At 68.4% G+C, this 13,898-nt stretch carries 13 protein-coding genes and 5 pseudogenes; 6 read left to right on the top strand and 12 right to left on the bottom strand.

Annotated elements, in window-relative coordinates; all coding sequences use genetic code 11:
- Positions 1-108: 108 nt before the first annotated feature.
- On the bottom strand, positions 109-798 hold the full coding sequence (locus tag ACIQK6_RS40915) for a hypothetical protein (protein WP_329094785.1): 690 nt from the start codon (positions 796-798) through the stop codon (positions 109-111).
- A 745-nt stretch (positions 799-1,543) separates the two neighbouring features.
- Between ACIQK6_RS40915 and ACIQK6_RS40910 the strand changes: the two are divergent.
- Positions 1,544-1,886, top strand: a pseudogene (locus ACIQK6_RS40910) (transposase); the annotation flags it as partial.
- A 358-nt stretch (positions 1,887-2,244) separates the two neighbouring features.
- Here ACIQK6_RS40910 and ACIQK6_RS40905 read toward each other — a convergent pair.
- Positions 2,245-4,050 carry an ABC transporter ATP-binding protein gene (locus ACIQK6_RS40905; protein WP_402697507.1) on the bottom strand — a complete coding sequence of 602 codons (1,806 nt, stop codon included), beginning with the start codon at positions 4,048-4,050 and terminating at the stop codon, positions 2,245-2,247.
- A gap of 70 nt (positions 4,051-4,120) precedes the next feature.
- Between ACIQK6_RS40905 and ACIQK6_RS40900 the strand changes: the two genes are divergently transcribed.
- The 3 genes and pseudogenes from ACIQK6_RS40900 to ACIQK6_RS40890 all read left to right on the top strand — a co-directional run bounded on the left by ACIQK6_RS40900 (position 4,121) and on the right by ACIQK6_RS40890 (position 6,213).
- The gene (locus tag ACIQK6_RS40900; RefSeq protein WP_329094788.1) at positions 4,121-4,705 is read left to right on the top strand and encodes a helix-turn-helix domain-containing protein; all 585 of its coding nucleotides are present in this window, start codon (positions 4,121-4,123) and stop codon (positions 4,703-4,705) included.
- A 236-nt stretch (positions 4,706-4,941) separates the two neighbouring features.
- Positions 4,942-5,379 (top strand): annotated as a pseudogene (locus ACIQK6_RS40895) (site-specific integrase); the annotation flags it as partial.
- A gap of 222 nt (positions 5,380-5,601) precedes the next feature.
- Entirely contained in the window at positions 5,602-6,213 is a 612-nt protein-coding gene (locus tag ACIQK6_RS40890) for a hypothetical protein (protein ID WP_329094789.1), read from the top strand.
- A gap of 97 nt (positions 6,214-6,310) precedes the next feature.
- On the opposite strand, the pseudogene ACIQK6_RS40885 reads toward ACIQK6_RS40890, so the two are convergent.
- From ACIQK6_RS40885 to ACIQK6_RS40840, 10 genes and pseudogenes are all read right to left on the bottom strand, one after another.
- A pseudogene (locus ACIQK6_RS40885) lies at positions 6,311-7,261 on the bottom strand (transposase); the annotation flags it as partial.
- Between the two features lie 448 nt (positions 7,262-7,709).
- Positions 7,710-8,024 (bottom strand): annotated as a pseudogene (locus ACIQK6_RS40880) (HAD family hydrolase); the annotation flags it as partial.
- 88 nt (positions 8,025-8,112) lie between these two features.
- On the bottom strand, positions 8,113-8,649 hold the full coding sequence (locus ACIQK6_RS40875; protein ID WP_402697505.1) for an LLM class flavin-dependent oxidoreductase: 537 nt from the start codon (positions 8,647-8,649) through the stop codon (positions 8,113-8,115).
- On the bottom strand, positions 8,541-8,966 hold the full coding sequence (locus ACIQK6_RS40870; protein WP_329094792.1) for an LLM class flavin-dependent oxidoreductase: 426 nt from the start codon (positions 8,964-8,966) through the stop codon (positions 8,541-8,543). The genes ACIQK6_RS40875 and ACIQK6_RS40870 overlap by 109 nt, the downstream gene beginning before the upstream one ends.
- Positions 8,966-9,166 (bottom strand): annotated as a pseudogene (locus ACIQK6_RS40865) (LLM class flavin-dependent oxidoreductase); the annotation flags it as partial. The gene ACIQK6_RS40870 and the pseudogene ACIQK6_RS40865, both read right to left, overlap by 1 nt.
- Positions 9,167-9,225: 59 nt before the next feature.
- Positions 9,226-9,906 carry a hypothetical protein gene (locus ACIQK6_RS40860; protein ID WP_329094795.1) on the bottom strand — a complete coding sequence of 227 codons (681 nt, stop codon included), beginning with the start codon at positions 9,904-9,906 and terminating at the stop codon, positions 9,226-9,228.
- Positions 9,907-9,946: 40 nt separating this feature from the next.
- On the bottom strand, positions 9,947-10,069 hold the full coding sequence (locus ACIQK6_RS40855; RefSeq protein WP_329094796.1) for a hypothetical protein: 123 nt from the start codon (positions 10,067-10,069) through the stop codon (positions 9,947-9,949).
- Positions 10,066-10,605: an SAM-dependent methyltransferase gene (locus ACIQK6_RS40850; RefSeq protein ID WP_329094798.1), complete on the bottom strand. Its 540-nt coding sequence runs from the start codon at positions 10,603-10,605 to the stop codon at positions 10,066-10,068. Before ACIQK6_RS40850 ends, ACIQK6_RS40855 begins: the two co-directional genes overlap by 4 nt.
- 236 nt (positions 10,606-10,841) lie before the next feature.
- On the bottom strand, positions 10,842-11,141 hold the full coding sequence (locus ACIQK6_RS40845) for a hypothetical protein (RefSeq protein WP_329094800.1): 300 nt from the start codon (positions 11,139-11,141) through the stop codon (positions 10,842-10,844).
- A gap of 338 nt (positions 11,142-11,479) precedes the next feature.
- Positions 11,480-11,989 (bottom strand): hypothetical protein, encoded by a 510-nt coding sequence (locus ACIQK6_RS40840; RefSeq protein ID WP_329094802.1) that lies wholly within the window; start codon positions 11,987-11,989, stop codon positions 11,480-11,482.
- Positions 11,990-12,371: 382 nt separating this feature from the next.
- On the opposite strand from ACIQK6_RS40840, the gene ACIQK6_RS40835 reads away from it, so the two are divergent.
- Positions 12,372-13,310 carry a hypothetical protein gene (locus tag ACIQK6_RS40835; RefSeq protein WP_329094803.1) on the top strand — a complete coding sequence of 313 codons (939 nt, stop codon included), beginning with the start codon at positions 12,372-12,374 and terminating at the stop codon, positions 13,308-13,310.
- A 230-nt stretch (positions 13,311-13,540) separates the two neighbouring features.
- On the top strand, positions 13,541-13,825 hold the full coding sequence (locus tag ACIQK6_RS40830) for a CPCC family cysteine-rich protein (RefSeq protein WP_402697503.1): 285 nt from the start codon (positions 13,541-13,543) through the stop codon (positions 13,823-13,825).
- Positions 13,826-13,898 lie beyond the last annotated feature (73 nt).

Below are 13,898 nucleotides of genomic sequence, written 5' to 3'. Positions count from 1 at the left end.
GTGGACGGTGGGGCGGCGGAGGCGGCCGTCGTGCAGTACGAGCAGCGGGAGCGGGAGGAGGCGCAGGTTTGCGTTCGCCGGCTTCCCTCCTTCCACGGGCGGCGTCTGTCAGATGTACGGGGCGAGGACTCCCCAAAGCCCCAACGCGAGGATCGTCAGCGAGACGCCCCCGCCGAGAAGATGCTTCAGGACAGTGGTGAAGAGGGGCTCCACAGCGGCGTTGAGCCGGGTGTTCTCCGGGTCGTAGACGACGTGTATCTCCTCCGTGACGCGGCCGGACCCGTAACTGGTGGTGTGTTCGTTGCCGCTGATGTCAGTGAACGCGTACCAGCTCGCCCGTTTGCCGTTCGGGTGGTAGTGCCGGGCGGCTGCGACGGTGATGCCGCGCCGGCGGAGGACCACCCGGTCCTTGGCGCTGCTGATGGCGACGAAGGTGAAGAGCCCGCCGAAGATGACCGCAGGCGCCCCGACGAATGCGGCCATCCCCATCCCGTCGCCGTAGGTGGAACCGGTCCACCAGACGTAGCCCACGAAGACCGCGAGGAAGGCCGCGCCACCGGTCCACACCTGCCAAATCTTGATTACGGCCCCGCCCTCCTCGGTCGTTATGAGGGCGCTCCCGGCCGGGTCACGCCGGGCGGGCAGGGCGGCGATCAAGGCGGTGAGGAAGGCCGAGGTGGCGTATTCGTTGCCGCCCTGCAGTCGCCGGGTCACCCCATCGGTCAGAACGATCTGCAGGGCCTTGTCGCCGTCCGGGCGGACCTCCTGGACGGCGGCCAGCGGGATGTGCGTCTTCACCCGCCCCTCCGTCGTCGTCAGTCGGTCGGGCCGTAGGACCGTGAACTGGTCACCTTTACTGAGGACTTGTGGAGAGAGCATGTACTGGTTGACCCGCGGGGCGGACGGACGGTTGCAGAGGATGGTGATTACGAACCTGCATCGAACCGAGACCCTGCGACGCCTTGTCCTGCGTAAACGTGACTCCATGTCATGGAGAGGCTCCTCATGGGACTCCTCCTCCGGCGGTAGCGCATCGGTCGCCGCGCGGGCTCGGGCGGTGCCAAAGTGAAGTCCCCGGAACGGGCGAGCAAGCCGCTCGCCCCATCGCGTCACTCCGGTCTTCGCGGGCCGAAGTCAGGACACGAACCGCTCAGCGGTCGGTGAGGTATCGGGCGGCCCGGTGCTACTGATGTCCCCGGAGCGCTCTGAGCACCGGCCTCACCCACTCACGCCGTATCGGCGCGGGCTGGCCATGGCCCCAGCCCTGTATCCGGAGCGTCTGCGGTCACCCGTGGCGCTCGCGTTCCCGGCCCGGATCAACGTCGTTGGGCGCGCCGTGGAAACCGAGTGGCCGCCGTACCGGATGAAGCCCCCTCCCCGTCACCAGCCCCCGGTGCGCGGCCTGCGGAGCGAGGGGCGACCTGGTACTGGACGGGCAGCCGCTCCAGTCTGCTATCGACCGGGTGAGCAAGCACATCCGGTGCCCGGCGGGCCGGGGCATCGCGGGATGCCGAAGGCGGTGAGCAAGCTCGTACGGAACGCGGAGATCGCCGACGCGGATCGTGCCTACCCTTCCCGCGCGATCCGCGGGCACCTCCGTCGACGCGGCATCCGTGCAGCCGTCCCGCAGCCTGTCGACCAGATCGGACACCGGCTGCGGCGGGGCCGCGCCGGAGGCCGCCCGCCCGGCTTCGACACCGAGACATACGAAGAGCGCAATACCGTCGAGCGGTGCCTCGCCCGACTCAAGCAATGGCGCGGCCTGGCAGTGCGGACGGACGAGCTCACCATCGTTTACCGGGCCGCACTCCAGCTTGCTGCCACTCATCTGGATCCGGCGCCGAGCCAAGGCATCCGAGGGATTCGTCAGGCCGATCGGTGGATGACGAGCCGGTTCTGTTCTCCGTCAAAGTTGCCGGCCAAGACGTCGGCCTCCCGCCGGTTCCCATTGGAGAGCTCACCGCATCCCGAAGTCGTCAAGGATTTCGATCAGGCAACCGCGGTGCTCGACAAGAGCCTGCTGCAGCAGCTCGACTTCGACCAGCGGATGGACCACCTCTCACGCCGCCACCCCCTACAGCTGGTACCCCGCGCCATCACCAACCACAACGACCTCTTCCGAACCCTGGACGGCCACGGCCCGAACACCGCCCAACAGCGCCGTTGGGACGGTGCTCCACCAGCGCGTTGTCGCCCTGCTGCGTGCAAGCGCCATCGTGGCCTGCCCCCGCGCGAGCGAACCCCTCACGCCACCTCCGCTCTGGTGGTGGTGGCCAGGCGCAGGGCTGCCACCAGTTCGCGGTAGAGAGGGTCCGTCTCCAGCAGCTCCTCATGGGTGCCGCGGGCGCGGATCCGGCCCGCTTCCATGACCACGATCAGGTCGGCATCGACCACCGTCGAGAGGCGATGCGCGACCGTCACCACCGCGCCCGTCGCCGCCCGTCGCCGGATGCAGTCCTGCACCGCGGCCTCCGTCAGCCCGTCCAGCTGCGCGGTTGCCTCGTCCAGCAGCAGGACCTCTGGAGTGCGCAGCAGGGCGCGCGCGAGCGCGATGCGCTGGCGTTCGCCCCCCGACACGTGCGCCGACGACAACGGACTGTCCAGACCCGCTTCGAGCGCGTCGACCTTCTCAGTCAGCCGCACGTCCCGCAGCACATGGCGCAGTTCCTCCTCGGTGGCGTCCGGCCGGGCGAGCAGCAGGTTGTCGCGGAGGGTGCCGGGCACGACCGGGGTGTCCTGTTCCACGTAGGCCAGCCGCGCCCGTACCTCGGAGTGACTGTAGTCGCGGTACGGCCTTCCGTTCAGGAGCAGTTCGCCGTCGACGGGCTCCAGGAACCGCAGGACGAGCGAGAACAAGGTGGTCTTGCCGGCGCCCGACGGCCCGACGATCGCGGTGTGACCGCGCCGGGGGACGGCCAGCCGTACGTCGGTGACGGCATGGGCGGCCTCGGGGCCGTACGCGGCGCTGACACCGCGCAGTTCGAGCACGGGCACCTCCTGCGGGGCGCCGGAATCCGCCGCGGCGGCGGTCCTCTCGTCTTCCGGCTCCGGCGCCGTGTCGTCACCTTCCGCCGTCAAGTCGGCCGTCTGCCGGATGCGTTCGGCCGCGGCCATCCCGGCCTGGAGGGAGGTCACGTTCTGGCTGAGCGTGCTGACCGGCTCCATCAGCGTGAACGCGTACAACAGGAAGGCGATCAGGCTGGAGACCTCCAGGCTCCCCTCGCCAACCCGCCAGGCTCCGACGCCCAGGATCGCGATGATGGCCAGTTGGATGCCGGACCCGGCGACCGTCCAGGCCAGGGCCTCCTGACGGACCGCCCGGATGCCGTAGTCCGCCGCGGCCCGGGCATCGGCCACGATCCGTTCGGCGGCCCGCTCCTCGGCGCGGCTCACCTTCACGGTGCGGATCGCGCGCAGCGTGCCCTCCAGGAGTCCGCCGAGCCGGCCTATGTGCTCCTGGGAGCGCTGCTGCGCCTGGCCGATGCCCGGCATGAGCAGCGCGAAGAGGGTGGCGGTAACGGCCACGGCGGCGATGGTCGTGCCGAGCAGCACCAAGTCGAGCACGCCCATCAGGGCCAGGCTTCCCACGAGCATGACGGAGCCGTTGACCAGGCCGACGAACGACTGGGCGGTGGCCTCGCGGAGCAGGACGGTGTCCGAGGTCACGCGGGTGACGAGCTCACCGGTCGGGCGCCGGGTGAGGGCGGGCACGGTGGCGTGCAGGAACCGTCGCACCATCGACTCGCGCGCCTCCAGCACGACCCGTTCGCCCACCGTGCCGAGCATGCACCACTGCCGGTACGACACGGCGGCGCCGACGACGAGGAGGACTAACAGCGCGGCCACGGGGCCCGTGAGCGAGGCGGAGTCATTGAGGGCGTCCAGCACCCACTTGGTGATCATGGGCGTGGCCAGGCCGAGGGCGGAGCCGGCCAGGGCTAGGACCAGCCCCACGGCCAGCGTGTGGCGGTGCGGGCGGGCGAAGGACCAGAGGACGCGCAGCCGGGGCGCGTCGAATGCGGCACGGGGCGAGGGTGTCGAGTCAGCCATGCCGAAAATGGAACATCAATGTTCCATTATGGTCAAGTGAGTTTCATTGTGGGCGCGCTACCGTACGCCCATGGAGCATGACCACATCGCGACGGCGACCACCGAGACCACCACCCGCGCACGCACGCGACGCGCGATCCTGGACGCCGCCGTCACCGTCCTGTCGGCCCATCACGGGGCGTCGCTCGCGGACGTGGCCGAAGCCGCCGGCGTGGGCCGGACGACCGTCCACCGCTACTTCGCCGAACGCTCGGACCTCGTGGCGGCGCTCGGGGCGGACGTACGGGAACGACTGCAAGAGGCGACCGCACGCGCGCGGGTGGAGGACGACCCGGCCCCAGAGGCGCTGGAGCGGCTCTGCCTGGAGTACTTCGAGCTCGGCGACCGCCTCATGCTGCTGTTCGACGTGCCGCAGTTCCTGACCTGGGCGGGCTTCGAGGAGGAGACCAACTCCGACCGCGCCCTGGTCCGCCTCATCGAACGCGGCCAGGCCGAAGGCACGGTGGACGCCGAGGCTGACGCCGAGTGGCTGCAGAACGTGCTGTGGTCCCTGCTGTACGCGGCCTGGATGCAGGCACGCGACTACGGCACGCCCCGCCACACGGCACTCTCCTCGTGCCTCCACACCTTGCGGAAGGCCATGGCGGCTTCTTGAATCACAGGACGTAGTCGACGGGTACTGGTCAGCGGTGGATCAGCCGTCGGAGTTCGGGGAGGGTGAGAGGAAAGAGGCCGGAGGATCCGTTTCCGCTTTCCCAGCACCGAGCTTGCGGGCCCGCAGGACGGTGAGGGACCTTGTAGTCGTCGAGGCCGCGACATCCGGGCCTGGCTCGCCGAATGGAACGACCCTTCGTCTGGACGAAGACCACCCCGAGAGCCTCAACAAAGCGCGCCCGCTCCGAGGAGATCCTGGACGTCAACATCGAGGACCTGGACCTGGACCTGGCCGGGCGCCGCTGCCCGGGGAAGGCCAAGGCCGCCCAGCCGAAGGTCCGCCGGCGTGGCGCGAGTCGCGCCGACTACGTGCTGGAGACGGTGTTCCGGGACGCGGGCACCGCCCGGCTGGTGCCCCGCCTGCTCCAGGGCCGCACCCGCGGCCCGGTATTCGTCACCCGACGCCGTCCCGGCCCGGGGAAGGCGTTCTCCGCCAGGGACGTCTGCCCGGACACGGGGCTGGCCCGCCTGTCCTACGGCCAGGCCCGCGCGCTGCTCGACCAGCACACCGCGTACGCCGGGCCGGGCACCGGCTGGGACCTGCACGAGTACCGGCACTCCCCCCTGACCCACCTCGGCGAGCGGGGCACGCCCGAGCTGATGCTGATGGCCAAGTGGCTCTGTCCACGAGAAGGAGCAGCAATTCGAGATCGGTTGGGGAGGCGCACCCGGCCAAGGAGTGCCTCGCAGTGTTCACGAGAACCGGTTCTGGCACACATTCCGCGATTGGTGACAACCCGTCACGGCTACTGGGCAAACGGGAAGCGTGGTGCTTGCCGATGGCGGGTGCCATGATCGGCTGTGGCTGGCTGAAATGTGCAGAGATGGGGAGGGCTAGTGGAGAAGTTCACCGTCGAGCCGCTTCGGGTGGCTGACTTCGTGGAGCACGTGCGGCGCGCCCCAGAGCTGTACTTTCTGGTTGAGCGGGGCAGCCCCGAGCTTCCCACCGAGGTCGTGCGGGCGGTGGCCTGGGACGCGCTGCACCGTCGCGACGGCAGGCATGGGCAGATCAGTGTCGAGATAGGGTCTGACCTCAGCTTCACAGTGGAGAGCGATCAGCGCCCCGGTGCCGATGCGACGGAGATGCTTCTGCCGGGATTCTTCGGTTCCCTGCTCGACACGTTCGACACGCAGCGTTGGGCTCCCTCCGCAGCTGCCGCACTCAGCGTCCGCACGGTCATCGAGGCATGGCTGGGTGGCCACGGCCATCGCCAGGAGCTCGTCGGGATGGACCCGATTGGCCCCCGTGAGGAATTCATAGCGCCGGAACCCTTCGGGACCCGGACCACGTTCCACCTCGATCCTTCATTCTGTGGTCCGGGCGAGGCCATCGCCTGGGCGCTGCGGCCCGAAGAGCTGCACGGGAAAATGTGCAAGGAACATCCCTCACCCACGATGTTTCCGATTCGCGATCTTCGCGCAGAGGCTGCGGAGCCGCTCCGCGAGTAGGACTCGTTTTCGCAGGAGGCCGAAGCCAACGCGGCCAAAACATCTGGCGTTTGGGCATCTTGATCCGGTTGACGTGGCCTTCGACGACATCGGAGCTCCAGGGCAGGGCGAGGCCGGCGATGACTGCATCGTGGTCGCGGTCGATGCGTCCGGCGACGACCCGGGGTGACGGTGGCCGAGCCGTGACGGGGCCGCCAGGCGAGAGGCGCTTCTCCCGGAAATGGGCGCGAACCCTCTGGTAGCTGCCCTGATAGCCGAGCGGCACGATCTCCTCCCACACCCTCCAGGCGCTCGTACAGCCTTGGTTCCAGCGTTCATCCAGGTAGGGCTTGAAGGCGTCGAGTTTGGACGGCCGGCCCTGCCAATGCCCCTGGAACAGGTCCTCCGGGGTGGCTGCGTCTGCGAGGAGCTTGACGGTGCGGGAGGTCATCCGGAGCTGGCGGCCGATCGCCCGACGGCTGAGCCCGACGGCCAGCAGTTCGTGGACGGGCGCGTGATTGGCACGGGTGCGGTCAGCGAAGCGGTGTCCCCTCAGGTTGTGCCAGAGGTGCCACCTGTCTACCACCTGCACCACCTGGGGTGCCCCGGCGGTGGCCCCTTCGGCGAAGAACGGTGCGCGGTCGCGGCGGACCACTTCGATCCCTGACCGCTTCGCGAGCCAAGCGGCCAGGCTGGAGGCTTCCCGATCGGGCAGCAGGTCCACCGGACGCCGGCTCTCGACGTCGACCAAGACGGTCCCGTAGTGGCGGCCTTCGCGGGTCGCGTACTCATCGACGCCGACGGCGCGCGGGGCGCGAACGTCCGGATCGGGCAAGGCTTCTACCAGCCGCAGCACTGTGCTGCGGCTGATGGACATACCGAAGACCCTCACCATGCGGGCACCGGCCCGACCGGCGAGTGCGAGGCCGACCGCGGCCAGCGTCGACCGCAGGCACTCGGTCCGCCGAACGTATCGACGGGTCAGCCGCGGCATCTGCTCGGCGAAGGTCCGGCGCCCGCAGGAATTGACCGGGCACAGGAGCCGGCGGACGCGTAGACAGAGGGCCACCTGTCTGCCCCACTGGGCACATCAGCGGGAAACCGTAGGTAGGAGCTGTGAATCCGCCGCGACCAGATCCCGCAGCCAGGACAATCGGCCCCAGCCACCGTGCTTCGGGCCTCTACGCGTACGGCCTCGTCGTTCACGGCGACGGACAGCACCGCCAGGTCGGGTAATCGACGGGAACAGCAACTTCTCCAGCCCGCGAACCATTTCTTCCACGGGCCGAACTGTCTGCCACGCTGCACCCGGTACGGGTCAGTTCTGGGCAACTCTCCCAGAGCCCGCCCGCCCGACAACCGTCACTCAGAGTGCATGCTCCACGGAATGTGAGCCAGAACCCCACTCGGTTCTGGCACAGATCTTGAGGAGTGGTCGCGGAGGGACACGGTGTCGTTCGAATTGCGGGGCCAGGCCGACGTGATCCGAGCGGAACCCACTCCGGGGCCAAGGATCGGGCATCCAGATGAGCCGTGATGTGCGTGATGGTCCGGGCGTTGTTTTTGAACAGATGCGCCTGCATGCCCGCTGCCTGGGCGGTCGCAACGGTGACTGCGACATCGTCGATGAACAGGCAGTTTTCCGGCCGCACGTCCAAACTGGCGTATGCGGCCTCGAAGGCCCGCAGGTCAGGCTTCTCGATGCCGATCTCGTGCGAGTAGATGATCTGCTCAACCAGTTCGTCGAAGTGGTACAGCGTCGTCTCCCGCTCCCGGGCGCCGACGAAGCTGTTGCTCAGGATGCCCAGCCTGCGGCTTCCGCGCAGCCCTTGTCCGGAACGTACGTCTGACGCTCCCACGGGAATACCGTTTATGAGCGCTGCTTCGTTCCGTTCCTCGGCTGTGTCGAGCAGGTGCGGCTCACCTGTCCTGCCTGCTCCGGCATGACAGTTGATGGTCTCGCCGGAACTCCAGATCAGCGTCCATCCGGCGCTGCGTGACGAGCTGCCCGAACCTTCGGGCTTCGCGTTCCTTCGGATATCCGGAAAGGATCAGGTCGTCCACGCCCATGCGCCGGAACTCCATGAGCTGCTCCGTCACCTGCTCGGCGTCGCCGACCACGGAGACCGATGCCCGAAGCGCGCGGTGCCTGTTCCGGTCCACAGGTGGCGCCCGATTCTGGTCTCGTCCTGAGCCGGGGTCAGCTGGCCCGACGGCTGTCGCTTCCCTGGCCCGGATCTGCGCTGCCCTCGTCTCGGCGACCTGGGGGTCGATGCGCGCGGCGATGTACTCGGCAGCGCGCCACGCCTCCTCCTCCTCCTCCTCCTCCTCCTCCTCCTCCCGGACGATCACGTGCATCCGCAGAGCGATGCGGACCCGACGCCCGTGCGCCGCGCTGATGTCCCAGACGCGCTCGATGTTGCGCCGTGTGTCCTCGGGCTTCTCGGCCCACAGCACGTGTGTATGTCGGCGAACATGCCGCTCAACCGGATCGCCTCGTCGGTCATGCCCGACAGGAAGATCTCCGGCCGCTTCTCCAGCGCGGGGTAGATGCGCAGCCCCTCGATGTCGTAGAAGTCGCCCTTGTGGGAGTAGTCCTGCGTGATGCCCGAGCCCTCCCACGTCTCGTTGAGAATGGTGAGCCACTCCTCGGCACGGGCCAGCCGCCGTTCGGCCGTCTCCGCCGCTCTGATGATCCGGTCGTCGACTCCCAGCCGCCGAGTACGACGTTCGGGGAGAGCCGGCGGCCGACCAGCTGAAGGATCGAGGCGCATTGTTTGGCGAAGTGCGCCAGGTGAACCTGGTTCAAGCGGATGGCGCCGAACATCTCGATGCGGTGGGTACGGGCCAGCAGCATCGTGAGCTGCACCCAGTTGTCGATGAAATTGCTGTACGCCGTCGGCGCGAGCATGCCATGGAACCCGGCGGCCTCGGCCTCCTCGATCGTGCGCTGCTGGTGATGCAGCGTCGGCATGTCTCCCTCGGGGGCCACGTACCCACGTGTGAGACGTCTGGAGAGGGCAGCAGAAGGTTCTAGAGGCGAACCGGTTCTGTCGGACGGAATTGGCTGGTCATGGAAACCCATCGGACAGGGCGAGCCGTATCGAGATCACTGGTGAAGCGCGGATCGTCGGCAAAACGGCTGCGAGCTCGTGTGCAGTGGAGCCCAGCGACGGCGGCGGCTTCGGAAGGGGGGCGCTTGCCGCTCGCGGCAGGGCCGACGTCGAGCCACATCACACCGGCCCCTCGGTCCACCGCGATTTCATGGTCCGGCGCGCGGAACCACGCCGGCGCGGTCATCGCCGCGGCCATGACGCCGACGGTGAATTCCACCCGACGCCCGATGTCCCGACCGGACAGTCCGTCGCACGCCTCCAAGTGGTCCAGCTCCAGCGGCATGAACACACACTCCGCCAGGGCCGTCTGCCCCGGGCCAGGGGCGACACCGAGGATCCCGCTGCTGAACGCGTGGCTGCTGAGGCAGGCCACAAGCTGAGCGTGCTGAGCCTGGACGATCTCCGCGGTCGTCTTGGTCCCGGGGTGGTCGAACTCATAGGGGCCGGGATCCAGGGCGTGTGCGAGTTCATGACAGATGATCGCGGCACTATGGTCGGCGGCCGATGCCACCGAGAGGTCGACACGGACCTGGGCCAGGCGCCGCGAGAACATTCCCGTGGACACTCCTTGCGGACTGCGGATCTCGCCCTCGCTCATGACGTACCCGAGAGCCTGGGCAATCCGCTCGGCCGCTCCGTCAACGGTCGGCGGGGGTGTTCTCGGAGACCCTGCGGAGAAACAGGCCGTCCGTGACGTTCCCCCACCCGTCGGCGACCTTCTCCACCTCCGAGACGATGTCGAGTCGGCTGACGTCGTTCACGGCCGCCTCGTGGCAATGATCGTCGACAGATCACTGGCCAGCCGGACTTCGCTGCTCAGCAGAGCCGTGTGCTGGAGCCAACCGAGGCGAGCGGAGTCGGGTTCGCCGCCCATCAACGGTGGCCACTGGGTCATGAGGGTGAAGTCGTCGATGACGATCGTGCCCGCCGGCCGCAGCAGACGCTCGGGGTCGGCGGGCGGTGTCTTCTTCCCGTTGCCGCCGCCGTCGGTCACGAGAAGGCCGAAGGGACCGTGTGCGTAGATGGCGGTCCAGTCGCCGCAGATGATCTCCACGTCGGGAATGCCGGCGAAGAGCTTGCGCACCTCCTCGACCCGTCGTTCGTCACGTTCGACGCTGACGACCCGGACGCCGGGACGGCGGGCCGAGATCATCCAGGCCAGACCGACGCCGCAGCCGGTTCCGGTCTCCCCGATGCTCTCGAACGCACCGGCAGCCAGCGCGTGCAGCAGACGGCCCTGCTCCGGACGGCACGAGGAAGGAAATCCCAGGCTCTTGGCGGGTCCGACCGCCTCCACCACGAGATCCGGTAAGCCGACCAGGCCCGCATAGGCGTCAGCCTTCCCAGTTGGTCACCTCGGCCAGCTCGTCGAAAAGCCCTGACAGCACGTGCCCGATTCCTGTCCTGGTGATCTCCAGCCGTGCCAGGGGGCCACGTCCGAGAAAGTGACGGCCGAGGTCGCCCGCGGTGGGCGGTGCGCGGAGTGGAGCTCAAGGTCCCATCGCACCTGGGTGAGTTGATCTGCGGCCCAGTTCAGCAGGGGCTCACACCGCCGTCAAGCTCCTGATCGATGTCCTGAAGTCCGATGACCGAGGACAGGACATCGGCATCCGGTGCCTCCTCGTCCCCCAGCATCGCAGCGGCTCGTCGGCATTCTTCGGGAAGCGGTGGCGAGAATCCGATCCTGACTCCTGATGCGCGCACGGCGGGCAGCAAGGCGGCAGCGGCACCGCGGGCGAAGAGATGCAGCGGCTTTCGGCCAGCCAGGATCGCGGCTTGCGCGTGGACCGCCTCGGCGTGGCGTAACCATGCGTCGGGGCGCGGGACAACCATGCTGTCGCCTCCCCCGGCAGGTCCGCCACGACGCTGGCGACCCCGTGCTCGGCCCAGGGAGCCGCCCATTGGGCGAAGGATCCGATCGGCCACCGCGGGGTTCCGTGGGCGCCGGAAGGAACATGACGACATGACGGACCGAATTCGGCCGCGTCACCAGGATCGGGTCGCCGCTGGCGACCGGAATCAGATATCGCTCCACTGGGCCACCTTCGCGATGATGGGGATGGGAAAATGAGCGGCCCGACGTGCCTTCTTCTGGACGGCGAACTCAGCTTCGTGGGCGCTCTGTTGGAGCAGTCACCGCGAACCGTGGCGACCATTGTGGCCGACTTCACCTACGACCGGCATGGGAAGTACCGCCGCGGAGCGGTGTTCGCCAGGTCGCTGCGGGACGCTGGAATCGCCGCGTGCCGGTTCGACACGGAGAGCGGCTGACTGGCCGGCCGCAGCGCCGACTGCCGACCGACCCCTGGGACTCCATGGCCTCGCAGGTGGACCGCGCACGTGCCGCGGTGGCCCGGGAGCACCCGCAGGGCTTGCGGCACCTGCTGGTCGGGGTGGGGATCGGTGGTGTGGCGACGGTCCTCTCGGCGACTCGTGTGGCGCCGGACGCCGTGGTGCTCGTGGGCGCGGACCTCGTGCAGGGTGTGAGGTTCGTCGTCAACGGAATCGCGGGTGTCCGGCGCGGCGAGCAGGTGCTCCCGTCCCGGATATTCCGAAGCCGTGAGCAGTTGCGTGACCTGATCCAGCGCCTGCTGGAGGATCGGCACGGCCGCCGCGTCGAGATCGTCGCTGACACCGACCAGGAGCGTGGCTCCACAGCGCTGGATCTCCGTGGTGATCAATACAGGCCTCCGGCTCCTCGCCCGGGCGCCGGATCCCGAGAACCCCTCGTTCTGTCCCTCCACAGCCCTCGGCCAGCAAGGACGCGCCAGCCAGGCACCCACAACCCCGGCCTCGCTGCGGTCGCCCGGCATATGGCCCGGCGCGACCGCGCCGCACGCCGACCGAGTTAAAACCGGCGCCTCGACGGCCGATACATCAGTGGCCAGGCACGGACCCCCGATGGGCTTTCGTAGTGGCTGCCTGTCCTCGTGGTGGCGGGCCAGCCGCAGCGCGAAGGCCGGGGCGGGAGTTGACCCTGACAGTGTGTGAGGGGATTGGCTGGTCCCACCTGCCCGGCGATCCGCCGGTGGAGATCACCACTGTCTCTTCGAAGGGCCCCTTGTGCTCGGTTACATCGGCTCCGGCCCGTACTGCTACACGAACTCGCTGGCCATGATGCTGGGTGGGGAGTCTCCCTCCACCGCAGTCATCGAAACGTTGACCGGCTCACCGTTCGGCGCCCAGCTCATCGCCGGTTCCCTGCCCTTGTTCGACCCCTACGGCTGGAACCCCGAGAGCGGCCTCGACGCGGCAATCGCGCTGCTGGGCTGGACCTGTGAGCGCAGCGACGGCGGGACGCCGGCCGAGGCACTGAACCGGCTGCGGACCGCCTGCTCGCGCGGACCGGTCCTGGTCGGGCCGGTGGACATGGGCCTGCTGCTGTACCAGCCCGGCACACCGAACGCCGACGGCGGCGACCACTACGTCGTCGTACTCGCTGCGGACCAGGACACCATCGAACTCCACGACCCCCACGGCCACCCCTACGCGACGCTACCCGCACAGGCTTTCCTCTCCGCATGGGAGGCGAAGGCGATCAGTTACATCGATGCCCCGTTCGTACTGCGGGCCGGCTTCCTGCGCCATCATCGGCTCACTCCCACTGACGCGCTGCGACAGTCGCTTCCACAAGCCGAGCGGTGGCTGGCCGGCCGTGACGACCTGTCCATGCCTCCCGGCTCACTGGGCGGAACCGCCGCCGTCGAGGCGCTCGCCGACATGGTCGCCCGGGGCACACCCCCCGGCATCCGCACACTGCTCACCGCGTTCGGCGTCCGCGTGGGAGCACGACGTCTGAACGACGCGGCAACGTGCCTGAAAGAGCTGGGGCTGCCGCACGCGGCCTCCATCGCGCAGCGCCAGGCCCGGATCCTGGGCGGCCTGCAGTATCCGCTGGTGCGCGGCGACGACCAGACTGCAGCAGAGCAACTGCGGCACCTCGCCACCCTCTACGCGCAACTGCACAAGGCGCTGGCTGCGGCGCTGGACAGCGCCTTCTGAACGAAACTGAGGAGCACCTCCCCTGGCTGTGCTCGGGGACCTCAACTGTCCCCCACGCCGGTTCGCCGGACGAGTCCGAGCTGAGCACGTCGAGCTGTACTTGGCCGAGCACCTCAGAGCACTCGGCCAAGTACAGATGAACGTGCCCAGGTCCCCGCAGGTCTGCGGCGATGTCGGGCGAGAGCGCCCTACTGGAATCTCATTGGGTTTCGCTCTGACTGTCTCCGAATATGGGAGGCATGCATCTGAGGTACCCCTGCGTTTGCTGCGGCCACCTGACCCTGAACGACGGGCCTGGCTCGCATCAGATCTGTCCTGCCTGTTTCTGGGAGGACGACGTCATGCAGTTGCGCTGGCCAGACATGGTAGGCGGCGCCAACAGGTCGTCGTTGCTTGACGCCCAGCAGGAGTTCATCGCGCTTGGCGTGTGCGAGGAGCGATTCCTAGAGCATGTGCGACCGTCTGATGGTGATGAGCCGCTGGATCCAAACTGTGAACCGTTCCGGGTTCGGTAGAGAGCTCAGATGTTGGTTGTGACCTGGGGTTTCGTGGTGCTCAGGTAGTGGTTGGTTTCGTATTCGGCGGGCG

This window comes from Streptomyces sp. NPDC091682, from assembly GCF_044756625.1.
Classification (GTDB): Bacteria; Actinomycetota; Actinomycetes; order Streptomycetales; family Streptomycetaceae; genus Streptomyces.
This window is presented reverse-complemented; position numbering and strand designations above follow the sequence as displayed.